The sequence below is a fragment of the Haloarcula argentinensis DSM 12282 genome, assembly GCA_000336895.1.
Taxonomy (GTDB): Archaea; Halobacteriota; Halobacteria; order Halobacteriales; family Haloarculaceae; genus Haloarcula; species Haloarcula argentinensis.
Genome location: AOLX01000027.1, coordinates 225134 through 247221 on the forward strand (window position 1 = coordinate 225134; position 22088 = coordinate 247221).

Here is a 22088-nt window from a genome sequence, read left to right on the forward strand (position 1 = left end):
TGGTCACGAAAGAAGATAGTTTTGAATTGAAATTCCGCAAATAAGAGGGTAAATGGAGGGTATAAATTCTCAAACCACTTCGTAGGACCGTAATTTGGTCGTATAGTTAGAAATATGCGATATATAGATCTAAATATGGATTTATATGTAGATATTAATCTCATCTGCCAATAGCCCTGAACGGTGAGACTACTCTTTACTGGATATCATCAAAATCCGAGTCCCCTACTGACTTCGGGTAAACGATAGTTATCGATGGCACCCTCGGAGGTTACAGTGACTCGCCGGCGCTCCACTCCTGCAGTTCCTTCCGCCGGATTTTCCCGCTGGTCGTCTGTGGCAACGCATCGGCGAACTCGATCTCGCGGGGGTATTCGTACTCGGCGAGGTTCTCTCTGACGACGGACTGGATTTCCGACCGGAGCGTGTCGTGGGATGGCGCGTCCTCGGCTGCCTCGACGTAGGCCTTGATAATCTCGCCGCGAGTGTCGTCGGGCATGCCGATGACGCCGGCCTGGACCACGTCGGGGTGTTCGAGAATCGCTCTCTCGACCTCCATCGGCCCGACGCGGTAGCCACTGGTGATGATGACGTCGTCCTTGCGCGATTTGAACCAGACGTAGCCGTCGTCGTCCTGTCGTGCCAAGTCGCCGGTGACGAACCAGCCGTCGACCTCCTTGGCTGCCGTCTTCTCCGGCATGTTCCAGTACTCGTCGAAGAACACCGAGCGGTCGTGTGGCCGCACCGCTATCTCACCGAGTTCGCCGGTCGAAAGCGGCTCAGCAACACCGCGGTCGGCGGCTTCTGGGTCGAGAATTGTCAAATCGTACCCCGGTAACGGCTTGCCCATGCTGCCGGGCTGGGTGTCGAACCAGTTCGAGTTGTTGGCGACGACGAGGTTCAGTTCCGTCTGGCCGTAGAACTCGTTGATGGTGACTGAGTCGAACGTCTCCGCAACCCAGTCGACGATTTCGGGCGTCAGCGATTCTCCGCCGACGGCAAACGTCTCGATGGCGAGGTCGTACGCCGCTGTCGGGTCCTCGACATCCATCAGCATTCGGAGGGCGGTGGCCGGCATGAACGACTGAGTGACATCGAACTCTGAGAGAAGGCCGAACGCGTCGTCGGCCTCGAACCCCGATGCGGGATAGCCGACGATGGTCCCGCCGTGGTGCCACGTCGCGAAGAGGGTCCCGCCGAGCGCCGCGCCCCAGGCCCAGTCCGCGGGCGTCCAGACCGTCGCGTCCGGTCCCAGCCCTTGATCGAAGAAGTTGTACGCGGCTGCGGCACGCCCGAGCCAGAGCGCGTGTGAGTGCCGGACGCCTTTCGGCGGCCCCGTCGACCCGCTCGTGTACAGTATCGCCGTGTCGGTGTCCGGCGTGGACTCGTAGGGTTCGATATCGGCATTGTCCGGCGCGGTGAGCACGTCCTCAAAGGCGTGGACACCGCCCGCCGGCGTGTCGGTTTCGATTTCGATGACGTGTTCCAACGCTGGACAGTCGTCCCGGACTGCGTCGATATCGTCGCGCACGGCCGGGTCGATAACGGCCACAGACACACCGGCGTCGTCCAGCCGATACCGGAGTGCGTCCGTCCCGAACAGGACCGTCAGTGGGACCGAGACGGCCCCCAGCTTCCAGTTCGCCAGATGCGTGATCGGGTTCTGTGGCTTCTGTGGCACGACGACACCGACCCGGTCGCCGGCCTCGATGCCGAGTCGGGCTAACCCCGTCGCGAGTCTGTCCGATAGCTGGTCCAGTTCACGGAACGTGTACTGTTCGCGCCGTCCGTCGGGGTACGCCTGTTCGAGCGCCACCCTGTCGAGATCGTCGTGTTTTTGCAGAAAATCGACCGCCGGATTATACGACGTCGGTAGGTCCCAGGTGAACTGATCGTGGGCCTCGTCGTACCCCTCGAAGTCCGGCATCACTGTCCAGACCATGGCATATCGGTCGCCTGGGTGGCTGTTGCGTCTTTCGGTCACCGTCGTCACAACTGATCCGGTAGATCTTTCCGTCTTCCCCTCCCGACTTGACCGTGGACTCTACCGACATTCGGGAGGAATGGGCCGAGCGATCCGGCGAATACTCTCCCGCGTATTATGCCTACTATGGAGCGGACGAGACGAGTGAGCTAGTGCAGTCGATACTTGCAGAGCATGTCGAGCAGGACGCAGCTATTCTTGAGGTCGGGTGTAGCTCCGGGCGGCACCTCGCCGCGTTGTCTGAAGCTGGCTACTCGGATCTGACCGGGGTCGATATCAACGCTGATGCGTTGGACGTCCTCGCCGAGACGTATCCCGATCTCGCAGCTACCGGCTCGTTCCATGCGATGGCTATCGAGGAGTTCGTCACGGATGTCGCGGACGACGCGTACGATGTCGTTTTTTCCGTCGAAACACTGCAACACCTCCACCCAGACGTCGACTGGGCGTTCGAGGAACTGGCACGGATCGTTGATGACCTGTTGATTACCGTCGAGAACGAAGGCGGCGACCCGGGTGAAGTAAACTACGTCGACGACAACGTCCCGCTGTACTATCGGGACTGGAACGCGGTGTTCACAGACAGTGGTCTTACCGAAGTAGATTCGATGGACGGAAAGCGGGATACTGTTCGTATCTTTCAGGCGCCTGAGTAAGGTATAGTGAAAGTAAGCTTGTATATGGCGTCATTGAGGGTAAGAATCAGAGAGAGGCATATATATGTGCGAAACTGAGAGCCAAAAATCAGAATGGGGCGGTAAAACACGTGTGTTGATTAGAAAACTCATGTGAAATTTAGGGATTTTAGCTCGTTAGAAATGCATATTACGGGTGGTGACAGAGCGGGACCCCATTGGTCTCCATTCAACATTTGTGTATCGGATGGGAACTGAACTGCTGAACGGCGGTCTTACACGGAACCGTCCTACTATCATCACTCTCCGTTGCAGAATTGGGCCTGGGAGCAGCGATTATGTGTTTCACGACACGCTCACTGGGATACCAGAATAACGTATGTACGTCCGTCATTCGTAATGTTCCGTATTACTGAACGGCAGTCCGCCTGATCGGAGACAGGTCGCCAGCCGACGGCGGGAAGTGACGCTCGTGTGCCTCTATGAAAAGCGCCGTGCGCGCCGAATTATATGCTACCGGACAACCGATACCCACCACAACGGTGTCCATGTCCCCTCCCGACAGGCACGAAGCATACTGTTGGCGGCACAAGATTCATGTAGTGTTGCAGATTGCAACTCTGTATGAGGTACTACCAGCTACGTGACGGGAACTCACAGCGGTTAGCGGTCGAAACAGGGGACGGTGTGTACGATCTGACCAGTGTCAAACCGCAGCTCCGAACGTTCCGTGACCTCCTCAAGTCGGCCTCGATTGCTGATACCGCGGCGGACGAACTCAGTGCCCGCCATCTTGATGCCGCTGAGACGGTGTCCGAACAGCGACTCGAAGGCAATGCTACCGATCCCGTCACCGCCGACGAAGTCTGGGCCGCTGGCGTTACGTACCAGATCAGCGAAGAAGCGCGGACAGACGAAAGCGACACGCCGGAGATGTACCTTGACGTGTACGACGCGGAGCGGCCGGAGATCTTCTTCAAATCGACGCCGAATCGGACTGTCGGCCCCGGCGAAGCGGTCGGCATCCGAGCCGACTCTGACTGGGACGTGCCCGAGCCAGAGCTCGCGATCGTTCTCTACGAGGGAGAGATCGCCGGCTACACTGTCGGCAACGACATGAGCAGTCGATCTATCGAAGGGGCGAACCCGCTGTACCTCCCCCAGGCCAAGGTGTACGACCGCTGTTGTTCGGTCGGCCCGGCCGTCGTCACGGACATCGAAGACCCGCACTCACTGGCGCTCTCGATGACGATCCACCGCGGCGGAGATCGTGTCTACCACGGGGAGACCAACACCAGCGAGATGAAGCGCACCTGCGAGGAACTCGTCTCGTACTACACCGCGCACAACGCGGTCCCCGAACTGTCGGTGCTACTTACCGGGACCTCGCTCGTTCCCGACGACGACTTTACGCTGCAAGAAGGAGACGAAGTCACCATCGACATCGAGTCCATCGGAACGCTGAAAAATCCTGTCACGGTCGTTTGAGCGGCTAGTGAACTGAGAGCGTGACCGCAGTCGCTCTGGGAACCGCTTCGCATGGGATTCCACAGCGTGATACCCACTCGGCCCTCGACTGGTTCCGATTGCGTGCCCATGTGTCGGTCTGCTGGGTAAATTTGTGCCGACGGAATTATTACCCTTCGTTCGGCTACACGCTCTGTGGGTATCTCTACCTGCGACAATCGGCCGGAACGTATGTGTCTGTGTGCGGTGATATGTTATCGACATGTCGTGACAGAAACCGGTGTGCCGTCGATGCCACCGCTCTGTCCCAGATGTTTGAACAACTGTTTAATACGAGGGGATATCATAACGGGGTATGGCAAAGACCGCTCAAAACCCAGTCAAATCCGCCGAGACGACGTTCGAGGTGCTTGACGCACTGAAAGATCTCGACGGAGCCGGTGTCACCGAACTGGCCCAGCATCTCGACATCCCGAAGAGCACGGTCCACAACTATCTGAGCACGCTGGAACAGGAGGAGTACGTTGTCAACAGGGACGGTGTGTACGAGGTAGGGCTCCGGTTTCTGGAACTGGGAGCATACGCCCGCCACCGGGAGAAACTATTCGAGATTGCGAAACCGGAGGTCGATCGACTGGCCGAAGAAACCGGCGAACTCGCGAATATTCTCGTCGAAGAACACGGTCGCGGGTCGTACCTGTACCGCGCTCGGGGAGACAAAGCTGTACAGGTCAAGGCTCACGTCGGAACACGCGTTCCGCTTCATACGACAGCGCTGGGAAAAGCGATTCTCGCACACATGCCGACCGAACGGGTCGATGCGATCGTCGACCGCCACGGACTCGGCGGGGAGGCCAGCAACTCGATCAGCAGCAGAGCGGAACTGGAGCAAGCGCTAGCGGACGTTCGGGAGCGTGGCGTCGCCTTTGACGACGAAGAACGTCTCGAAGGACTCCGCTGTGTCGCTGCCCCGGTGCTCAACCACGATGACGAAATTATCGGTGCAATCAGCGTTTCGGGACCGACCAATCGGTTCCGTGGCGACCGGTTCCGCGAGGAACTCCCGCAGAAAGTACTGGAAGTCGCCAACGTTATCGAGCTGAACGTTACCTATTCGTGACGGCAGTGTTCAGAAATAGTGAATGGTAGTGCAGTCTTGCGGAAGCGATAATTAAACAGCGTATTTCGACAACAGCACCGCCTTCGGGCAGTGATTGCAGGACAGACCAGCCAGAAGGTTACTCGAAGTATGTGTTGAAAGCGTTTCGAGCAGTGTTTCCGTCCAGTGACGCGAACGAGTTGACACGAGTTCCTGCTTTCATCTCATAGATGCCGGTGCTTGGTTCTATTTGACAAATGGCCCCTATACGTCCCATTCATAATGGATGAACGGCGTTCCACCGCCCTCTTACACCATGTGATCCCAGATACTACCACGATCCTGACGCAGTCGCCATCTCGATAATGGATGTACTACTGTTACTCTAAACGAAGTACATCGACTATTGGTTTCCTACCACTGGATACGCTCGAAGTAGTAGCTAAACCCACCGACTTTCGAAGTAGTATGTCTAAATACTGTACTTCTATACAAGCCTCCGAGATATAGCACTAACTCAGTGCTTAGCAAATAGACAAGAGGAAATATACTCATAGGATTGGGGAGAGAGAAGTATATCCGGCTGGTACTGAGCTAGAGTCCGCGCTATCTGTGCATAGATCTTGCTTGGCAGGAACACAACGATAGCTACCGCTTCGACAGTGGCCCCACGGCAAACCGGGGTTGTGCGCTTACGCGAGGAACTGGACGCCCAGGGCCAGCAGGAACAGGACCACGATCCCGATCGATGACAGTTCGAGCCATCGAGACCGCACGTCGGCGGACCTGATACTTGCGACGAACAGCGTTCCGACGACGCCGACGACTACGACCAGTGCCAGATACACTGCGTTGAGCGCTGATGCCATATGGTACCATTCCACACCGGCACAGTAAACACTAGTGGTTGAGCAGCCCCCGCCACAACGGTAATGAGACCCAGTCACATAGTCGGGGGCATGCGTCTCGAACTGCGAATCTGTAAACACTGCTACGAGGGGGATCACGGGAACGAGCAAAAGACAGCTGTGACACAGGACATGGTCGCCTGTGCCGAACAGGTCCGCGAGTACAAGGACCTCATTGGCCTCGATGCACTCTACATTACGAAGGTGACGGAAGGCGACCCCGGCGGTGCGGAAGCACTGGATGTCATCGTCGCCAGCATAGAGGGCGATCAGGTCGCTCTTTCCGACACACAACTGGTCATGGAGGACGGCGACGGCAACATGCTCGTCTACCCAGAGCCAAAAGACATCCTCCAGGTCCTGACTCGGAACCTGAACCAGATTCGAGAGCAGACCCGGCAGGACGTTGATGTTGAGCTATCTCCTGAAGGACAGGCACTGATCGCGTAGTCGCACAGCAAAAAACGGCACGCGGGCGATCTAGTGCTCGGACTCAGCGTCGTCTGCTTCGGGTTGGCCGCCGTCGGTCTGGGGTTCGCCACCGTCGGCCGCGGCCGGCCGCTCGTCCCGTTCTAGCTGCTGTTCCCAGCGGATGCGCAGGACGTTTCCGTACATCGACAGCACGAGCCCGACACCGAGGACGACCATTCCGAGGTTGATGCCGATGGTCAACAGGATGCTCGCCGGCCCGCCGCCGATTGCGAGTTCGCGGGGCACCGGGTACCCCTCGTCGAAGATGCTCCCGATGAGCACGGAGACGATGCCGATGACGGTCATCGCGCCGAAGATCGTCGAGACAGTTCGCCACGACGGGGACAGCGAGAGGCGTTCGATCCCCGTGGTGTCCGGCTCCTCGTCGTCGTCACCGTGGTGTTCGGGCACCATACTCCGCGGGATGAACGCCTTCGTCTCGACGGGGTAGAAGGCGGGATGCATCCCGTGCTCGAAGATGTGGAACATGACTCCCATCAGCATGATGACGCCCAGCAGGCCGTGGAACGTGACGAAGGCCATCGCGGCCGCCTTGGTCTGGAACATCGCGGCGAGGCCGGTCTTGCTCCAGATGAGCAGCCCCGAAATCGCTAGCAGGGTTAGCTCGATGGAGAAAATGAACACGACGCCCTTGCCGATGTAGGACAGCAGCGGGACCTCGTCGGCCTTGTAGCCGGCAAACTGCCGCGCGCTCGGGTGCCGTTCGTCGGCTCGGCCGAGCACGAACTGGATATCCTGGATGAACGCATCAATGTCACCTTTCGCCGGGAGAATTTTCGAGAAGTTGCTCCGGCCGGTCGAGGAGATAAGCTGGAGTGTAATCCAGAAGATGACGAGTGCAACCAGCCCGATGCCGGTGATGCGGTGGATCGCCGTGACGCCCGAGGCCCCGCCCATCAGCGTCAGCATCCACCACAGTTCGTCGTTGAACATGATGGCGTAGCCGGTGAAAAACAGGAGGAACACGTCCAGCCCCAGCAGCGAGTGGAACAGGGTCGTCACGCGCGTGAACTTCCCGTGGTCGAGATTGCTCATGTGCTGTCACCTCCCTGTCCATCGCTGTGAGTCGGTGAACCACCGTCGGCCGCGACGGCCTCGCTAGCGCTCTCGCCCGGTTCACGCATCTGGTCAGCCAGCCGCTGGAACGCCGCCCAGTGGATGAACACCATCACGAGGATGAACGCACCCAGAATGACGTCGGCCGCGTGGATGAGCGCGATGAGGAAATCGAGCGCGGGGATGGTGTTGCCGAACACCCAGTCCGAGCCGATGCCGCCACCCTCGACACTCGGGTTGACACGATACAGCGATTCATAGCCGAGTCTGAAGCCCTGCGCCCAGAACAGCGCCAGCGCCGCGACAGCGAGGCCGACGACCGCACTGACGAGCACCGAGACGCGGCTGTAGCCGTTCACCTCCGGGAGGTCTTCTGTGTTCGTCATTGGAACTCACTGGCGTCCTCGCCAAAAATGATGTCCATAGCCACGTCGTTGAAGAACGTGCCGCTGTCCCTGTTGTCCAGTTCGTCCGATATCTGGGCCGGCGTCCCGACCAAGATGGCGTCGGTGGCACACTCCTCGGCGCAGGCCGGCCCCTTGCCGACATCCTGACGTTCCTCGCACATGGTACACTTGTCCATGTTGCCACCGCTGCCGACGAGATTGGCAACTCCCTCGTCCTCGCTGGGGAACTGTGGCGCGCCGAACGGACACGCCGAGAGGCAGTACTGGCAACCGATACAGAGGTCGTCACGGACCCGCACGAAGCCATTCTCCTTCGAGATGAGCGAGTCGGTCGGACACACCGAGACGCACGGCGCGTTCGAACAGTGATAGCACTGCATCGGGACTGCTGTCTCGCCGGGTGACTCACCTTGGCCTATCGCCTGACCGCTGCTGGCGTTGAGCCCCGATGCGGCTTCCTGGCCTTCGAGCATCGTCGCGATACTGATTCGCTGTTCGTCCCGTGGGACGTCCCACGTACGCTTACAGGAGACAACACAGCCACCACAGTCGATACACGCCTCAACATCCGGGAAGATGCGCGCATCCTCGCCGGTACTCATCACGCCGTCGTGCATCACTTCATTGCCTGTTGACATACTAGCTCACCTCATTGCACCGTCGAGTTGTCACGGACGTCGAAGTCCTTCTGTGTCCCGACGTCGTTCACGTCCTGCGGGAAGTCGAAGTCGAGGTCCACGTCAATATTGTACCGGTCCAGTACCTCCGGCGTCGCCGGGTTGACCGCGACCATCGATACTTTCGTCTCCTGCATCTGGGTTTCAACGTCGTAGCCGCGAGACGTGATGGCGTTCGCTGAGTCCCCGATAGCGTAGGGAACGTGCCCGTCAGGGTACTTGTCCTCCAGACTCTCGCCTTTGAACACGCCGCCCCAGTGGTACGGCAGGAACACTTCTCGGTCGTTCGGCCGGTCCGTCACGCGGGCTTTCACCAGCACAGATCCACGGTCCGTCGAGGAGATGACGACAAGGTCACCGCCGTCGACGCCGAGTTCCTCAGCCTTGTTCGGCGTTATCTCCGCGTACATGTGCGGCTGGAGGTCAGCGGTGTGGATGTTGTTCCGCGTCTCCGCACCGCCGCCCTGGTGTTCGACCTGCCGCCCGCTGGTCATTATCGTGTCTAGGTCCGGGCCGTCGTCCTGATTGTGGATGATGTCCGTGGCCCGTTCCTGCTCGACGAGGTTGTTCTGGTCGAGCCGGTAGAAGTTCCGCTGCTGACCGTTGGCCGGCCACTCGTTCAGCAGTTCCGTGTCCGGCCCCTCGATTGGCTCGCGGTGGACCGGTACCTTGTCGAGGAAGCTCCAGACCACGGCTCGCGCCCGGCCCCGTCCCGTGGGCGCATCGGGCTGGCTGAAGTCGTACTGCTCGTAGAATTCGGGGTCGACGCCTTCCCCGATCATCGTTTCAAGGTACTCGTCGAACACTGCGCTCCCGGTGTCGGGGTTGTTCAGCGCCTGCGCGGCGGTGTACACCGACTCCTGGTTGTCGAGTGCGTACTGTTGCGGGATGGTGAGTTCGTCCGGCTGTACCTCCTGGGTCGGGTCGATGAGGCTCTGTGGCGGCGTCACCTTCCAGCCAGGGTACTCCGGGATGCCGTGGATCATGCCGTCCGCAGCCGTGTCGTCGTCGTCGGCCCATGCGGGGTTGTACGGTGCCCGGGTCAGATCGAGCGCTTCCTCCTGACTCTCGTAGCGGTCGCCGACAGCGTCGAGCGTCTCCTGCATCGGGTAGTCGTCGTCTGTCGGCATATCGGCCCAGTCTTCAGGCGTGGGTGCCGAGACGCCCCAGCGGGTCCGGAAGTCCTGACCCCCGTTGTTGGGGTCCAGATCGTCGTTCCAGATAATCGGCGTCCCCGGATGGTCTTCGCCCCAGCACGGCCAGGGGAGCATCCAGTATTCGCCCGCCACAGGCGTTCCTTCGGCCCCTTTGAGGTCCTCGTTGGAGAACGCGTAGTCGTACTCCAGATGTTGCTGGAGCCGTTCGGGTGTCTGCCGGTAGCCGATAGTGTTCGTCCCGAGGTTGAACTCGCGGACGACGCCCTCGTATGAGGACTTCCCGTTGTATAGCTCCGAGCCCGCGCCCCAGTCAAAGTGTTCGCCAAAGCCCAGATAGCCAGCCAGTTCCTGCATGATCTGGAGGTCCGGCTTGGAGTTGTGTGCCGGCGAGCGGACCGGTTCGGACCACTGGACCGACCGGTTCGTGTTGGTCAGCGACCGGTAGTGCTCGTACTGGCTAGACGCCGGCAACAGCAGTACCGGCGGTCCGTCCTCGTAATCCGGCAGGACGCTTGCCACCGAAGGGAACACGTCGACGACGACGAGCAGGTCGAGGTTCTCCATCCCCTCTTTCATCTGCTCCATCTCGCTGATGGAGTTCGCCGAGTGCCCCCAGAAGACCGCGATTTTCGTCTGGTCGGGCTGGTAGATCGGCGTTTCCTGATACCGGTCTTCCTGATCAAGCGCCGATTCGAACCAGCGGGCCACGGTCAGCCCGTTCTGGAACATCATCGAGTTCTCCGCCGGGTTGTTCGGCCCGTGGGCGGTGTTCGGTGGCAGCGAATCCGCGTCCTCACTCCCTTCGTAGGTCGGGCTCTGGCGGACGTACTTCTCCGGCGACATCACCTCGAACCGGTTGTACATATCCGCAAACGACGTGTCGCCGCTGGTCTCTGGGGTCCGGTCCCAGATTTCAGCCCACCATGACCAGCCACCCGGTGACAGACCGTAATACCCCGGCAGGATGTGGCTGGCGACCGCGAGGTCGGTCGCTCCCTGAACGTTCGCGTGTCCGCGCATGACCTGCAGCCCGCCACCGCTCCGGGCCGCACTCCCGGAGGCGAGGCTTGCCACCGCGTACGAGCGGATGTTCTGGGTCCCGTTGTTGTGCTGTGTCCCGCCCATCGCCCACTCGATCTGGACGTGTGGTCGGGCCTCGTCGATCATGTCGGCGATGCGCTCGATGTCCTCGGCGGACACCCACGTGATTTCCTCGACCGTCTCCTTGTCGTACTCGTCGAGTTCCGCGTCGACGTCTTCCCAGCCCTGGACGCGGTCAGTGAGCATATTCTGCCCACTTTCGTCCGCGTCGGGGTCCATCGCGAGCCCGTGCTTGTCACGGAGCTCTTTGATGATCCCCATCATCAGAGCCACGTCGGTGCCCGGACGGAACCGCATGAACTCGTCGGCGTGGGCTGATGTCTTCGTGAACCGCGGGTCCAGATTGAGGATGGTTCCGCCCCGTTTCTGCCCTTCGAGAATGTGCTGCATCGCGATGGGGTGTGCCTCAGCCGGGTTCTGGCCGATGATGATGTTCAGGTCGAAGTTCCGGTAGTCCTGAACAGTGTTTGTCATCGCGCCGTAGCCCCAAGTGTTTGCCAGTCCCGTGACTGTCGTAGAGTGACAGATACGGGCCTGGTGGTCGATGTTGTTCGTACCCATAAACGCCGCCAGCTTCCTGATGGCGTAGGCCTCCTCGTTAGAGTGATGGGCGCTGCCGAGCAACATCACGCTCTCGCGACTGTGCTCCGCGTCGACGTCGACAGCCTCGTCCGGAGAGGTGTCGTCGTCGGGCCACAGGGCCCGGATGTCTGTCGCCAGACGGTCGTACGTTTCGTTCCACCCGAGTTTGCGCCACTCCCCGTCCTCCTGTATCATCGGGTGTTTGAGACGCTTCTCGGAGTGTTCGGTCTCGTATATGCCGGCCCCTTTCGAGCAGAGCGACCCGGCATTTATTGGGTGTTCATGCCACGGCTCCATGCCGACGAAGGAATTACCCTCCCGCTCACCACGGAAGCCACAGCCCACCGAGCAGTAGTTGCAGATCGTCTTGGTCAGTTCGGTGTCCGTGTCTGTCCCGTCCGTTTCCTCGCCGTCCTCCTGGAGTGCCCGACCAGCGCCGCTAACGCCGAGCGCGACCCCGCCCGCGAGGGCGCTCGCCTTCATGAACGAGCGCCGGTCGAGATCCAGTGAGACTGGTTCCTGTTGTGTACTCATGGTGAATGGTGCCCACCCATTACCGATGCTGTCCGTGTTTGCCACGAGATCTGGTTTGTCATTGTCTATCTAGCCGTTGCACAAATTCAATTCCCTCCATGATAAAATGTGTCATAGTTAGCCATTATAGTTCATGAAATTTTCTGGCCTCCCCAGTATTTAGGGTTGAATTCATGAATAGATGTGTGAACACTCCGCAAGGTCTATTACTGGGACAGGATTTTGCATGATTAATGAATACAGGCGCCTTTGTGTGTTCCTGTGGGGGATCGTGTGACATCGACCTCGAAGCGGTTCGGGACGGTGTCAACGATGTCGATGTTGTCGCCAGTTCCGAACTGCTCTGTCAGGACGGCTTGGCGGGGATGTCACAGGTCATCGAGGAGTACGATCTCGATCAGGTCATCGCAACGACGCCGGAGCCGTCGTGTCAGGACCGCATTCGCGGGCTTGCCGACGAACACGACCTCCATCCCGAGGCATCGGTGTTCGTCGACCACCGGGAGACCAACGCCTGGGTCCACGACGAGGCGGCGGCAACCGACAAAACGGCCCGCCTTATCAACGCAACCCGGGCGGGGCTTCGCGAGGAAGCGCCATCGCGGACGGTGTCGAAAGACGCCGGCAACCGCGTTGCTGTCGTGGGTGACCCCGGCGCGGCGCGGTCGCTGACCGACGACGCCGCCGTGACGTTTATCGCGGATGGGCGGGAGTTCGCCGACGTGGAAGGGCTCGGCGACGTGACGATGGAGCGCGGGCGCGTCGTGGATATCGACGGCTCCTACGGCGAGTACGAACTCACGCTGGAAGCCCGCGTCACCGACGACTGCATCGACTGCATGGACTGCGTTCGAGAGGGGCCGGACGGAATGGTGACCGAGTTCCCCGTCGACATCCATCCGGACGCGCCCGACGGCGAGTGGACGAACACCTGCCCGACCGACGCTATCGACCTGGACGGCGTCACCAATACTATCGAAGTCGACCAGGTCATCTACCCCGGGGGCCGCGACGACGCCCGCGGCGGCCGGCTTGGCTTCTACACCGGACCAGTCGACGCCGGAACCATTGCCGCAGTCGAATCGCAACTGGGCGGCATCGAGAAACCGCAGTTCCTCGACCTCGAAATGGATGTCTGTGCGGCCGGCGCGTCCAGCCAGGAGGGGTGTACGGCCTGCGTCGACGCCTGCCCCCACGGCGCGGTCGACCGGCCGACTATCGATTCCGTGGAGTTCGACGAAGTGGCCTGCGAGAACTGCGGGGCCTGCACGAGCGCCTGTCCGACAGGCGCAACACAGCTCCGCGAGCCATCGAACCGACGGCTCGCCCCCGAAGTCGAGGCGCTGCTGGAAGACGACACGGATGAGGACTTGTTTTCGCGGGGCGACAGCGCAGGTATCGACACGCAGGTCGTCGCGTTCGTCTGCTCGGAGTATGCCGCCGAACGGCTCCGCGCGCACGGACGCAAGGCCGTGCAGTCAGGCGACCTCGACTACCCGCCTATCCTTCCGGTTTCGGTCAACTGCACGGACACGGTCGGCGAGGCCCACGTCATGCACGCGCTTGCGGCCGGTGCGGACGGCGTCGCCGTCGTCGGCTGTGGCGGCTCGTGTCTGCACTCCGGCCCGGACCCCAAGCAAGAGCTAGTCGACCGGCTCAATCAGGCGACAACTGACCTTGGGCTCGGTGACCGGGTCGGCTTCTTTGTGCCCGAGGCCGGCAACCCCGAGGCGTTCGTCGAGTCGCTGTCCGGGTTCGTCGAGTTCGGGCTCGACAAGACGCCGATACCAGCCGGCGGCTACGAGGCGACCGGCCGCAGCGACACCGACCGTGAGGAGCCCCGCCCCAACCCCGAGTTCGACAGTCACGGCTGGACGCTGGAGAGCGTTCGAACCATCCTCGACCACGTGGAGCCCGAACGCGAGGTGATTCGTGGGCTGAAAGACTTCGGGGTCATGGACGTGAACGACGCGTGTACGCTGACGCCGACCTGTACGAACCTCTGTCCGACCGACGCCATCCAGCGGACCGGTGAGGGCGAACTGGCGTTCAACCACGCGGACTGCGTCAACTGCGGCCTCTGTGAGGAAGGCTGTCCGGAGACGGCAATTACGATGCACGACGGGCTGGACCTCTCCCTGCTTCCCGAGAACCGCGGCGGCGAGGCCTGGACGACCGTCCACGAGGGCGACATGCTGGAATGCGTCCGCTGTGGCAAACCGTTCACCAGCGTGGCTTCCGCCGATAAAATCGAGGCGGAGGTCGGCGACCAGGTCGAGGGGCTGGCTCCCGACGCCGACCACTCCGTCTTTGAGTACTGTAGCGACTGCCGGAGTCGTCTGCTGTTCGACCAGGGGGAGAAACGATGAACGACGCGGCTGTCTACGAGGCCCGCCTCGAACTGGTGGATTTCGTCATCGACGTATTCTGGGACGTGCCCGAGGAAGCGTTCGTCGAGCGGCTGTTGAGCGGCGAGGTGCAACTGCCGGAAGAGTCCATCAACGACCAGCTCGACGAGGGCTTCGAGATGCTCGAGGCGTGGATCGACGGGAACGCCGACCGATCAGTCTCGGTGGTGCAGGACGACCTCGAACGGGAGTACACGAACCTGCTTGTCGGCCCGCGACCGCCGGTGTTGCCTCACGAGACGAACTACCGCGAGGACACGGAGTTCATCGGCGAGGGACTCGCTGAGGTCGATGCCAGCTACGCCGCGGCGGGGTGGTCACCGCCCGAGGACTACCCCGAGGAAGACGACTTCATCGCCGTCGAGATGGCGTTCCTGCGATATCTCATCGAACGCCAGCGCGAGGGCGACGAGGAGACGGTCGGCTACGAACGGGTGTTCATCGAGCAACATCTCAGCGAGTGGGTCGTCGACTTCACTGACGAGATGCGCGAAGAAGCCGACGAGGGGCTGTTCCTCGCAGCGGCGCTCATTTTCGAGGGGCTCGTCCGCTTCGAGGACGAGATTGTCGCGCAGATCGGGTAGCAGGGCGCTACCGGATTCGGAGCACGAGCCCCACGCTGGCGACGAGCCCAACGACCATCAGAACCTTCACCGCAGGCAGTAGGAACGCCATGGCCTGTTCCATGAAAAAGAGCGAACGCCAGGAGTGGACCGACCGTGCGATGACCGCGACGGCTCCCGCGCCCGCGACCAGCACGCACAGGAGTGTGACCGAGGCGACCGCGACGACGCCGAAGGGATTCGCACGCAGTCGCTTACGCATCGGGGACCACCCGCCGACCGACGACGAGGACCACGTAGAGCGGGACGAGGACGACCAGCAGACGGCTGACGAATAGACCGATGAAGCTGATGGTCGATTCGAGGTGAATCTGCCAGTGCCAGCTCCCTTTGAGTTCGGCGATGAGGCCGATCGTGCCGACGACAAGCAGTGACAGCGCCAGCAGCGTAGCGAGGGTGTAGACCAGAATCCGAAGATATCCGAGGAGTGAGACGGCGGTCAGCCGGGAGTTCGATTGCTCGGTGGCCATCAGGTACCCTCTCCGGTCCAGTGCTGCTGATAGATATCGTACGTGATGACGGCGAGAATGACCAGCCCGACGCCGAGGACCGCTGCGCCGGTGTCGGGTGGAAACGGGAGGTCCAGCCCCGATTTGGCATGAATAAGTGTAGTTAACATGGAATGTGGTACGGACTGCCAAATAAAAACCATTGCGACCTGTTATCTTGAGACAAAGTTTTTCTCCACGTAGCCCCACCCCTGTGATAGTATACCATGACTTCGCGCCGCGGGCTGCTGCTTCGACTCTCCGCACTCACTGGAGCGGCCGGTCTCAGCGGCTGTTCGTCCCTGCTGGCCAGGCAAGCGGAGTCGCCGACGGGTGACCTCGAGCCGAACCCGCGGGCCGACGAACTCCCGATACGGCAACACGCCTGGAACGAGCGGCTTCGGAGCGACGCCGCCGGCAACGACCTGCTCCCCCGTCACTTCCGGCTGTTCATGCTGGATCTTGATACGGAACCGTCGGACGCGGCCGCAGAGACCGTCGAGCTGGCGATGCGGACACTGGAAGACGCCTACGAGTTCGACAGCGGGGGACTCCTGCACATGCTCGCCTGGGGGACGAGTTACTTCGAGACCTACGGGTCGCTGAGCTCCTCGCCGATACGCAGCCCGCAGGTCCTCTCCCGGACGGACGACCCCGGCCTGCAGTCTTTCGACGCGATGCTCGTTCTTGCGAGCGACGTTCCGTCGAACCTCACAGCCGCCGAGTCAGCGATGTTCGACACGCGGCCGACGCTCGCGGAGGCGGAGATCCAGAGCCGACTCGGCGACGTGTTCTCCATCGTCGACCGTCGCGGCGGATTCATCGGTGGGGGACTCCCGGCGGCCCACGCCGACGCAGAAGGCGTCCCCGCAGATATCCCCGAGGAGTCCTACATGTTCTCCGGCTTTTTTGCCGGCCGGGCCGGCACGCAGGCCAGCGAGGACCGCGTCACCATCGACGACGGCCCCTACGCCGGCGGGACTACAATACACCTCTCGCGAATCAACGAGGCCTTCGACAACTGGTGGGAACTTGCCCAGTCCGACCGCGTCCGGCGGCTGTTCTCGGCAGAGTTCTCTCCGGAGGACATCGACAGAGGTGACCTCCCCTTCGCCGACATGGTTCGCGAGCACGCGAGCAGCGAGGGAGCGGTCGGTCACTTCGAGAAGGTCGCCCGCGCCCGCAAAGACGGGGAGCCGATTATCCTCCGGCGGGACTTCAACACGATCGACGGCGGTCAGGCCGGGATTCACTTCCTCTCGCTCCAGGCACGCCCGCGTGATTTCGAGGAAGTCCGGGACGCGATGAACGGCTGGTGGCTCCGGGAAGAACACGAGGAACTCCGGGACCGGCAGAACAACGGGCTGCTGGAATTCATCGAAGTCGCGTCACGCTCGAACTTCTACGTCCCGCCGCGTGACAAACGGGCCTTCCCGGCCCCGTAGCTCTCGCTCACGCATCGGCTCAGATGGAAAAAGCGGCGCGTACCCGACAGCAGGTCACTGCTCGTCGTCGTTCGTCGTGTCGTTCTGGTTCACGTCACCTGGCCAGACACCGTGGTCCCAAACCTCGAAACCGTTGAACGTCTCTGTCGCACCTTGGGGCTTCCACTCAGTTGATTCGTGTGCCATTGTATATCAACTGTCGCAGTGGCCGGGCTTAAGTTTTGGTGCCGTCACTCAGACGGCGTCCCCGGTGGTTTCTGCTCGTCCGTCACGTCATCGAGGAACGCGTTGGCGTAGAGGTCGACGTGCATCTTCAGGGCCGTACTCTCGTCGATCCCGCTCTCTTCGGCCTGTCGACGGAGCAACGCGGCCAGTTCCTCAGTCGGTTCGTACCGTATCTCGCGGCCGTCGACCTCGAACGCAACGTCGTGGGACTGGGAGACGAGATGTTCGATCTCCAGTAACGCCTGCTCGACTTTGGTTTCCATCGCCTCGTCGATGTCCTCTAATCGCCGGTCGGCCCACTCCTGGGCGGCCTCGTACAGGCGGTCGCTTACCTCGAAGGTGAGCGTCAAAACGACACCCCCTTGCCCTCGAACTCGGGCGTCCACAGTGTCGTCTCCTCACACACCGGACACGCCTGCCGGCGCGGCTTCCCCTCGAACGCCGAGAGGTCTATCATCTGCCCGCATTCCTCACAGCTGTAGTACGTCATTCTTCGGATGGGGGCCACGACTGTGGGGCCGGGTCTGACTCGGTAATCTCGGAGTACAGCACCACGAGGGCCCCGAGAACGATGGTCAACACAAGCACGCCGGCGATCCCGCCCAGCGCGTTCTGGCCGACGAATGAGGTCGTTCCGGTCATGAGGTCAACGGTCGACGCGACTTCGAACAGTGTCAGTAACAGCCAGACGAAGGCCCCCAGTACCACGAATGTGAGTATCTTCGACTGTTGGACCGCGGTTCGGAGTGTCATTGTCGTTCGTGTATGACAAAGACCAGCAAGCATTATAAATATACGGCGTCACCCGTCGACGAGGTCCCAGTCCGCTTTCTCGGCGGCGTCGGCGAGCGGGACGAACTCCCAGCCAGTCCGCTCTGCAATCGGCTCGTCGTCCGGGCGGCCCACGACGACCATCCGCTCGGCGTAGAACATGGAGTGCTCGTCGATGTCGGCAAGCCGTTCGGCCGGTTCCTGCCCCGCGCCGCTGAAGAAGTCGGCGTCGATGCCGTTGTCGCGCTGGAACTTGTTGATGACGAACGCATCCACGTCGCCGACGATACCGACCCAGTCGGCCCACGCCCGCGCCTCTCGGAAGACCACTTGCGGGTCGGCGAACTGTCGGGCCGCGTCGTAGGTCACGGCCATCGTCATGTCGTCGATGCCGCCGCCGTGCGGGCCGCTCGCCTCGACAGACTCCTCGCCAGCGGCGGGATCTTTGGCGACGTTCGAGGCCGGGTCAGTGTCAGTCGCGGCCGCCCCGCCCGCGCCGCCGCTGTCCGTCGGGATGCCGACCGGCTTGTCCTTGTTCTCTCGCGGGACGTGGGGGACCGTCTGGCCTCCGGGGTCCGCGCTGGCGGCATCCCCGCCGTTCCCCCCGCCACCAGTGTCTGCGTCGGGACTCGCACGTGCGGCCGCATCTGGACCCCCAGCCTCGGCGTCGCTGTCAGGCCGCACCGATTCGGTCCCAGTCGCTCCGGGGTCGGGTTCGTCCTCGGGGTCGCCCTCCCCGCTCCAGAACCAGTCGCCCCTGTTCGGCGTCTCTTCGTCGTCCTGTACGTCGAGTTCATCAAGGTCGATTTCGTCTGTCATTCTCCGAGTGTCGTGTCCGCTGGTCGTGTCGCTCGGTCGACGGCATCCGTGAGGCCGAGTCGCTCGATGGTCTCGGGTGTGGGGCAGCCGTCGGCGTCCCAGCCCCGCTGGCTGTAGTAGGCGTCGAGCATCGTATCGAAGGACTCGGCGTCGATTGCCGCGCCCGCGTTCGGGCCTGAGTCGAGCGGTTCCTGCAGTTTCGCCGGGAGTTCGTCGTCGGCCCGCGAGATACCCTCGCGAACGTTGAACAGGCGCGTGAGCGTCCAGACGCGCTCGCCCACGGTGGCGAGGTCGCCGTCCGTGTCGAGGCCGATAGCGTCGAGCCACTCCGCGCCGAGGTCGTCGAACACGTCGCCGACGAAGTCGTCGACGACGAGACACCACAGCGCCGAGCGCTGGTCCTGTTCGCGGATGACGGCTGCGGCCGCCCGCTCGGGACTCCAGTCACCGTCGAAGGCTTCCCGCTCGATGGGGAGCGCCCGCCGGTGACAGGCCCCGCGATCGCTGGTCGCGTACGCAAGTGCCATGCTCCGCGCGCCGCGGGGGTCGTAGGCGGGCAGTTCCATGGCCTTGATCGTCGGCAGGAGGTCGTCCCCGCCAAGACGAGCCGAGGCCGCGTCGACGCCGTCAGCCAGGGCGTTGCCGAGCGGCGTTTCCCGTGCGACGATTTCTTCGAGGAGCGCCCGCGCATCCTCGGGACTCCCGTACTCGAAGGATTTGTCGAGCAGGCCGGCGTCGCTGGCCTTGATGGCCCACGCGACGGCGCTCCCGGCGCTGATGAGGTCTAGACCCAGTCGGTTGCACGTCTCACCGAGCGCTGCCACGGCGTCGAAGTCGTCGATGCCGAGCCCGGCCCCGAGACTCATTGCCGTCGCCCCGCGAGGGATAGTCTCGCCGTCCTCGGTCTGGACACGGAAGCCGCCCGGGCTCCCGTCGTCGTCGTACTCTCGGCCTGCGGCGAGTTCCTGCACGGCCTCGATGCCGACGCCGTCGGTCCCCTCGAACTGCCCGTCCTCCCAGCCACGCGTCGAGAGCGCGCCGACCTCGTTGGCGAAATCGACCGTCTCGACGGTTCCGCTGGCGTGGAGCCACTGCCCGGTGTTGCCCTCGCGGTACCGCTGTGCGTACTGCTCCCGTAGCTCCGCGAGGTCCGTCGGCGGCTCGCCACGGACGACGACGGCTTTCAGCCGTTTTGCGCCCATCACTGCCCCGGCACCGCCGCGGCCGGCGTGGTGTTCGCCGCCGTCGGAGGCGATTGTCGCGAACGCGACGCTCTGCTCACCCGCCGGACCGATACACGCCACCGCGGCCTCTGGGAACGCTTCATCGGTCTCAGCCGTATCCTTGCCCCACGTCTCGGCGGGTTCAACCGTCGCGCCGTCGTCCGCGACGACGAGTGTGACCGGCTCCGGGGCGCGCCCGGTGACCAGAACTCCAACGTGGTCCTGCAACGCGCCAGCCAGCGTATCCGGGAACGTCCCGCCCGCGTACGAGTCGAGGAAACCGCCGGTCAGCGGCGACTTCGTGACCGCGGCATATCTCGTCTCGCCCGGCAACAGTCCGGAAACCGGCCCAAGCATGAACAACAGGACGTTTTCAGGGCCTAACGGATCGGTGCCGGCGTCGAGTTCGTCGTAGAGGTATCGAGCGCCAAGTCCCTTGCCACCCACGAACTGGCGACGCCAGGCCGCCGGAACCGGACGGCTCTCGACCGACGCCGACGACAGGTCGACGTGGAGCATCCGGTCCCGGTTGGCTACTGTCATCATACCTCACTCCACTGTCTGTCGACTAAAGGATTATCCCCACCAATCATGCACGAAGCACCTTTCCGCCAGCCCCGAGAAGTCGGGATATGCGCGCTGGAGTCATTGTCGCAGGCGGCCGGTCGACGCGGTTCGGCGATAGCAACAAGGCCGTCGCCGACCTCGCTGGGACGCCGATGATTCGGCGCGTCGCCGACTGCCTCAGGGAAGCCGTCGACGAACTCGTCGTGAACTGCCGGGAGGACCAGGTCGAGGCCATCGACGCGGCGCTGTCGGACCACGCGCTCGACCCGACGTTCGCGCTCGATGAGGACCCCGGCCAGGGGCCGATGGCGGGCATCGCGACCGGGCTTGGGGCCGTCGACAGCGAGTACGCCGCCGTGGTGGCCTGCGATATGCCGTTTGTCGATCCGACGTTCATCGACTACCTGTTCGAGCAGGCCGCGTCCCACGAGGCCGCAGTGCCGCGCCCGGACGAGTGGTTCCAGACGACACAGGCGGTGTACCACGCCGAGGCGATGCAGGTGGCCTGCCGGCGAGCGCTGGAACGCGGTGAGCACAAGGTCGTCGAACCGCTGTTCGACCTCGATTACGTCGTCGTCGAGCGCGAGGACGTACTCGAACACACCACGCTAGAGACGTTCGAGAACCTCAACACCCGCGAGGAGTTCAAAGCCGCGGCCGACCGGTTCTGAACGAGCGGGGGCCGTGTCGGTTCGCACTTAGACGACTGCCACCAGTGGGTCGTCGCTCCGCATCTCAGCGAGGACGACACGCGGGACGGCGACTCGGTCGTGAATCGTCTCGGCGACGGCCCGCGCGCTCGCTTCGAGTCCCTCGTCGTCGACCATGTTGAGCAGCGGAACCGCGGTCGCGTCGGCTGGCACGTCTTTCAGTCCGCCCTGGTCGCTCGCAAGGACCGCGGCAACATCTCTCGGTCGAATCTCGTCGCCGGGGTTGAGCCCTGTAATCGCGGCGACCTCGTCGACTCGGTGAACGATGTCGTCCGTCAGCGGTTCGCCGACGACGTGTGCGCTCGCGATGGGGACGACCGTCGAAGCCGTCGATGGGAGCTGTGGCTCGCGGTCGCTCGGCGCTTTGAACTCCCGCATCCGCGCGCCGTCGGCTTTCACCAGAATCGGGTGCCCGATGTCAGCCAGGTCGGCGACGGTTTCGGGGTCGTAGCCGCGGTAGCGGTCCGGTCGCTCCTGTACTGGCACAACACCCAGCGGCCACGTAGACGCCGTATCGATGGCTGTCTGTGGAGTCTCCGTCACGACAACGTCTGCGACCCAGCCGTCGAAAATCGGAATCCGGACTGTCGCGGTGACGACTGCGCGTTCCAGTCGCGCTGCGAGTGCTGCCATCGTTGTCTTCTTTCCCCCAGCGCCGACGAAGCAGGTGGTCCCGTGTCGCGCGTCCAGCGCTTCGACGATGTCCATAC

Annotated in this window: 24 protein-coding genes; 8 read left to right on the top strand and 16 right to left on the bottom strand. The window is 62.3% G+C overall.

Translation table 11 applies throughout. The features are described 5' to 3' along the window. Positions 1-271: 271 nt before the first annotated feature. Positions 272-1942 (bottom strand): acyl-CoA synthetase, encoded by a 1671-nt coding sequence (locus C443_RS19075; protein ID WP_005538444.1) that lies wholly within the window; start codon positions 1940-1942, stop codon positions 272-274. A gap of 95 nt (positions 1943-2037) precedes the next feature. Here C443_RS19075 and C443_RS19080 point away from each other — a divergent pair, with 95 nt between their 5' ends. From C443_RS19080 to C443_RS19090, 3 genes are all read left to right on the top strand, one after another. Beyond that, positions 2038-2640: a class I SAM-dependent methyltransferase gene (locus tag C443_RS19080; RefSeq protein WP_005538445.1), complete on the top strand. Its 603-nt coding sequence runs from the start codon at positions 2038-2040 to the stop codon at positions 2638-2640. A gap of 603 nt (positions 2641-3243) precedes the next feature. Beyond that, positions 3244-4107 carry a fumarylacetoacetate hydrolase family protein gene (locus C443_RS19085; RefSeq protein WP_005538446.1) on the top strand — a complete coding sequence of 288 codons (864 nt, stop codon included), beginning with the start codon at positions 3244-3246 and terminating at the stop codon, positions 4105-4107. 334 nt (positions 4108-4441) lie between these two features. After that, positions 4442-5206, top strand: coding sequence for an IclR family transcriptional regulator (locus C443_RS19090; protein WP_005538447.1), 765 nt, complete (start codon positions 4442-4444; stop codon positions 5204-5206). Positions 5207-5877: 671 nt separating this feature from the next. On the opposite strand, the gene C443_RS21840 is transcribed toward C443_RS19090, so the two are convergent. Beyond that, entirely contained in the window at positions 5878-6054 is a 177-nt protein-coding gene (locus C443_RS21840) for a hypothetical protein (RefSeq protein WP_005538448.1), read from the bottom strand. A 90-nt stretch (positions 6055-6144) separates the two neighbouring features. Here C443_RS21840 and C443_RS19095 point away from each other — a divergent pair, with 90 nt between their 5' ends. Beyond that, positions 6145-6543: a hypothetical protein gene (locus tag C443_RS19095; protein ID WP_005538449.1), complete on the top strand. Its 399-nt coding sequence runs from the start codon at positions 6145-6147 to the stop codon at positions 6541-6543. Between the two features lie 30 nt (positions 6544-6573). On the opposite strand, the gene C443_RS19100 is transcribed toward C443_RS19095, so the two are convergent. Genes C443_RS19100 through C443_RS19115 form a run of 4 tightly spaced genes read right to left on the bottom strand, consistent with a single transcriptional unit; the run spans position 6574 to position 12099 of the window. Beyond that, entirely contained in the window at positions 6574-7620 is a 1047-nt protein-coding gene (locus tag C443_RS19100) for a cytochrome b/b6 domain-containing protein (RefSeq protein WP_005538450.1), read from the bottom strand. After that, positions 7617-8027: a hypothetical protein gene (locus tag C443_RS19105; protein ID WP_005538451.1), complete on the bottom strand. Its 411-nt coding sequence runs from the start codon at positions 8025-8027 to the stop codon at positions 7617-7619. Before C443_RS19105 ends, C443_RS19100 begins: the two co-directional genes overlap by 4 nt. After that, positions 8024-8686 (bottom strand): 4Fe-4S dicluster domain-containing protein, encoded by a 663-nt coding sequence (locus C443_RS19110; RefSeq protein WP_049944150.1) that lies wholly within the window; start codon positions 8684-8686, stop codon positions 8024-8026. The genes C443_RS19105 and C443_RS19110 overlap by 4 nt, the downstream gene beginning before the upstream one ends. Before the next feature lie 11 nt (positions 8687-8697). Next, a complete protein-coding gene (locus C443_RS19115) occupies positions 8698-12099 on the bottom strand; it encodes a formate dehydrogenase subunit alpha (RefSeq protein WP_005538453.1) in 3402 nt (1133 codons plus the stop codon). A gap of 233 nt (positions 12100-12332) precedes the next feature. Between C443_RS19115 and C443_RS19120 the strand changes: the two genes are divergently transcribed. Next, positions 12333-14468, top strand: a complete 2136-nt coding sequence (locus C443_RS19120) for a 4Fe-4S dicluster domain-containing protein (RefSeq protein ID WP_005538454.1) — start codon at positions 12333-12335, stop codon at positions 14466-14468. Continuing rightward, complete coding sequence (locus C443_RS19125) at positions 14465-15091, top strand: TorD/DmsD family molecular chaperone (RefSeq protein WP_005538455.1); 627 nt, start codon at positions 14465-14467, stop codon at positions 15089-15091. The genes C443_RS19120 and C443_RS19125 overlap by 4 nt, the downstream gene beginning before the upstream one ends. Before the next feature lie 7 nt (positions 15092-15098). Here C443_RS19125 and C443_RS19130 read toward each other — a convergent pair whose 3' ends face one another. The 3 genes from C443_RS19130 to C443_RS21845 are packed head-to-tail and all read right to left on the bottom strand — an operon-like array spanning position 15099 to position 15749. Continuing rightward, entirely contained in the window at positions 15099-15332 is a 234-nt protein-coding gene (locus tag C443_RS19130; protein ID WP_005538457.1) for a hypothetical protein, read from the bottom strand. Further along, the gene (locus tag C443_RS19135) at positions 15325-15600 is read right to left on the bottom strand and encodes a hypothetical protein (protein WP_005538459.1); all 276 of its coding nucleotides are present in this window, start codon (positions 15598-15600) and stop codon (positions 15325-15327) included. Before C443_RS19135 ends, C443_RS19130 begins: the two co-directional genes overlap by 8 nt. Next, entirely contained in the window at positions 15600-15749 is a 150-nt protein-coding gene (locus tag C443_RS21845) for a hypothetical protein (protein WP_005538461.1), read from the bottom strand. The genes C443_RS19135 and C443_RS21845 overlap by 1 nt, the downstream gene beginning before the upstream one ends. 96 nt (positions 15750-15845) lie before the next feature. Here C443_RS21845 and C443_RS19140 point away from each other — a divergent pair, with 96 nt between their 5' ends. Beyond that, complete coding sequence (locus C443_RS19140; RefSeq protein ID WP_005538463.1) at positions 15846-17063, top strand: DUF7405 family protein; 1218 nt, start codon at positions 15846-15848, stop codon at positions 17061-17063. A 54-nt stretch (positions 17064-17117) separates the two neighbouring features. Here C443_RS19140 and C443_RS22260 read toward each other — a convergent pair whose 3' ends face one another. Genes C443_RS22260 through C443_RS19160 form a run of 6 tightly spaced genes read right to left on the bottom strand, consistent with a single transcriptional unit; the run spans position 17118 to position 20647 of the window. After that, complete coding sequence (locus C443_RS22260) at positions 17118-17249, bottom strand: hypothetical protein (protein WP_005538464.1); 132 nt, start codon at positions 17247-17249, stop codon at positions 17118-17120. Between the two features lie 44 nt (positions 17250-17293). Then, a complete protein-coding gene (locus C443_RS19145) occupies positions 17294-17638 on the bottom strand; it encodes a hypothetical protein (RefSeq protein ID WP_005538465.1) in 345 nt (114 codons plus the stop codon). Next, entirely contained in the window at positions 17635-17778 is a 144-nt protein-coding gene (locus C443_RS21850; RefSeq protein WP_005538466.1) for a hypothetical protein, read from the bottom strand. The genes C443_RS19145 and C443_RS21850 overlap by 4 nt, the downstream gene beginning before the upstream one ends. Further along, the gene (locus tag C443_RS19150) at positions 17775-18041 is read right to left on the bottom strand and encodes a hypothetical protein (RefSeq protein WP_005538467.1); all 267 of its coding nucleotides are present in this window, start codon (positions 18039-18041) and stop codon (positions 17775-17777) included. Before C443_RS19150 ends, C443_RS21850 begins: the two co-directional genes overlap by 4 nt. A 48-nt stretch (positions 18042-18089) precedes the next feature. Next, on the bottom strand, positions 18090-18878 hold the full coding sequence (locus C443_RS19155; protein ID WP_005538468.1) for a DUF7124 domain-containing protein: 789 nt from the start codon (positions 18876-18878) through the stop codon (positions 18090-18092). Continuing rightward, positions 18875-20647, bottom strand: a complete 1773-nt coding sequence (locus tag C443_RS19160; RefSeq protein ID WP_005538469.1) for an aldehyde ferredoxin oxidoreductase family protein — start codon at positions 20645-20647, stop codon at positions 18875-18877. The genes C443_RS19155 and C443_RS19160 overlap by 4 nt, the downstream gene beginning before the upstream one ends. A gap of 86 nt (positions 20648-20733) precedes the next feature. Here C443_RS19160 and C443_RS19165 point away from each other — a divergent pair, with 86 nt between their 5' ends. Then, on the top strand, positions 20734-21339 hold the full coding sequence (locus tag C443_RS19165; RefSeq protein WP_005538470.1) for a molybdenum cofactor guanylyltransferase: 606 nt from the start codon (positions 20734-20736) through the stop codon (positions 21337-21339). A 27-nt stretch (positions 21340-21366) separates the two neighbouring features. Here C443_RS19165 and yqeC read toward each other — a convergent pair whose 3' ends face one another. After that, entirely contained in the window at positions 21367-22086 is a 720-nt protein-coding gene (gene yqeC / locus C443_RS19170) for a selenium cofactor biosynthesis protein YqeC (RefSeq protein ID WP_005538471.1), read from the bottom strand. Positions 22087-22088 lie beyond the last annotated feature (2 nt).

Excerpts from the sequence above, each read along its gene's own strand:
- C443_RS19075 (WP_005538444.1), bottom strand. The coding sequence starts at position 1,942 with ATGGTCTGGACAGTGATGCCGGACTTCGAGGGGTACGACGAGGCCCAC.
- C443_RS19085 (WP_005538446.1), top strand. The coding sequence starts at position 3,244 with ATGAGGTACTACCAGCTACGTGACGGGAACTCACAGCGGTTAGCGGTC.
- C443_RS19090 (WP_005538447.1), top strand. The coding sequence starts at position 4,442 with ATGGCAAAGACCGCTCAAAACCCAGTCAAATCCGCCGAGACGACGTTC.
- C443_RS21840 (WP_005538448.1), bottom strand. The coding sequence starts at position 6,054 with ATGGCATCAGCGCTCAACGCAGTGTATCTGGCACTGGTCGTAGTCGTC.
- C443_RS19095 (WP_005538449.1), top strand. The coding sequence starts at position 6,145 with ATGCGTCTCGAACTGCGAATCTGTAAACACTGCTACGAGGGGGATCAC.
- C443_RS19100 (WP_005538450.1), bottom strand. The coding sequence starts at position 7,620 with ATGAGCAATCTCGACCACGGGAAGTTCACGCGCGTGACGACCCTGTTC.
- C443_RS19105 (WP_005538451.1), bottom strand. The coding sequence starts at position 8,027 with ATGACGAACACAGAAGACCTCCCGGAGGTGAACGGCTACAGCCGCGTC.
- C443_RS19110 (WP_049944150.1), bottom strand. The coding sequence starts at position 8,686 with ATGTCAACAGGCAATGAAGTGATGCACGACGGCGTGATGAGTACCGGC.
- C443_RS19115 (WP_005538453.1), bottom strand. The coding sequence starts at position 12,099 with ATGAGTACACAACAGGAACCAGTCTCACTGGATCTCGACCGGCGCTCG.
- C443_RS19120 (WP_005538454.1), top strand. The coding sequence starts at position 12,333 with ATGAATACAGGCGCCTTTGTGTGTTCCTGTGGGGGATCGTGTGACATC.
- C443_RS19125 (WP_005538455.1), top strand. The coding sequence starts at position 14,465 with ATGAACGACGCGGCTGTCTACGAGGCCCGCCTCGAACTGGTGGATTTC.
- C443_RS19130 (WP_005538457.1), bottom strand. The coding sequence starts at position 15,332 with ATGCGTAAGCGACTGCGTGCGAATCCCTTCGGCGTCGTCGCGGTCGCC.
- C443_RS19135 (WP_005538459.1), bottom strand. The coding sequence starts at position 15,600 with ATGGCCACCGAGCAATCGAACTCCCGGCTGACCGCCGTCTCACTCCTC.
- C443_RS21845 (WP_005538461.1), bottom strand. The coding sequence starts at position 15,749 with ATGTTAACTACACTTATTCATGCCAAATCGGGGCTGGACCTCCCGTTT.
- C443_RS19140 (WP_005538463.1), top strand. The coding sequence starts at position 15,846 with ATGACTTCGCGCCGCGGGCTGCTGCTTCGACTCTCCGCACTCACTGGA.
- C443_RS22260 (WP_005538464.1), bottom strand. The coding sequence starts at position 17,249 with ATGGCACACGAATCAACTGAGTGGAAGCCCCAAGGTGCGACAGAGACG.
- C443_RS21850 (WP_005538466.1), bottom strand. The coding sequence starts at position 17,778 with ATGACGTACTACAGCTGTGAGGAATGCGGGCAGATGATAGACCTCTCG.
- C443_RS19150 (WP_005538467.1), bottom strand. The coding sequence starts at position 18,041 with ATGACACTCCGAACCGCGGTCCAACAGTCGAAGATACTCACATTCGTG.
- C443_RS19155 (WP_005538468.1), bottom strand. The coding sequence starts at position 18,878 with ATGACAGACGAAATCGACCTTGATGAACTCGACGTACAGGACGACGAA.
- C443_RS19160 (WP_005538469.1), bottom strand. The coding sequence starts at position 20,647 with ATGATGACAGTAGCCAACCGGGACCGGATGCTCCACGTCGACCTGTCG.
- C443_RS19165 (WP_005538470.1), top strand. The coding sequence starts at position 20,734 with ATGCGCGCTGGAGTCATTGTCGCAGGCGGCCGGTCGACGCGGTTCGGC.
- yqeC (WP_005538471.1), bottom strand. The coding sequence starts at position 22,086 with ATGGACATCGTCGAAGCGCTGGACGCGCGACACGGGACCACCTGCTTC.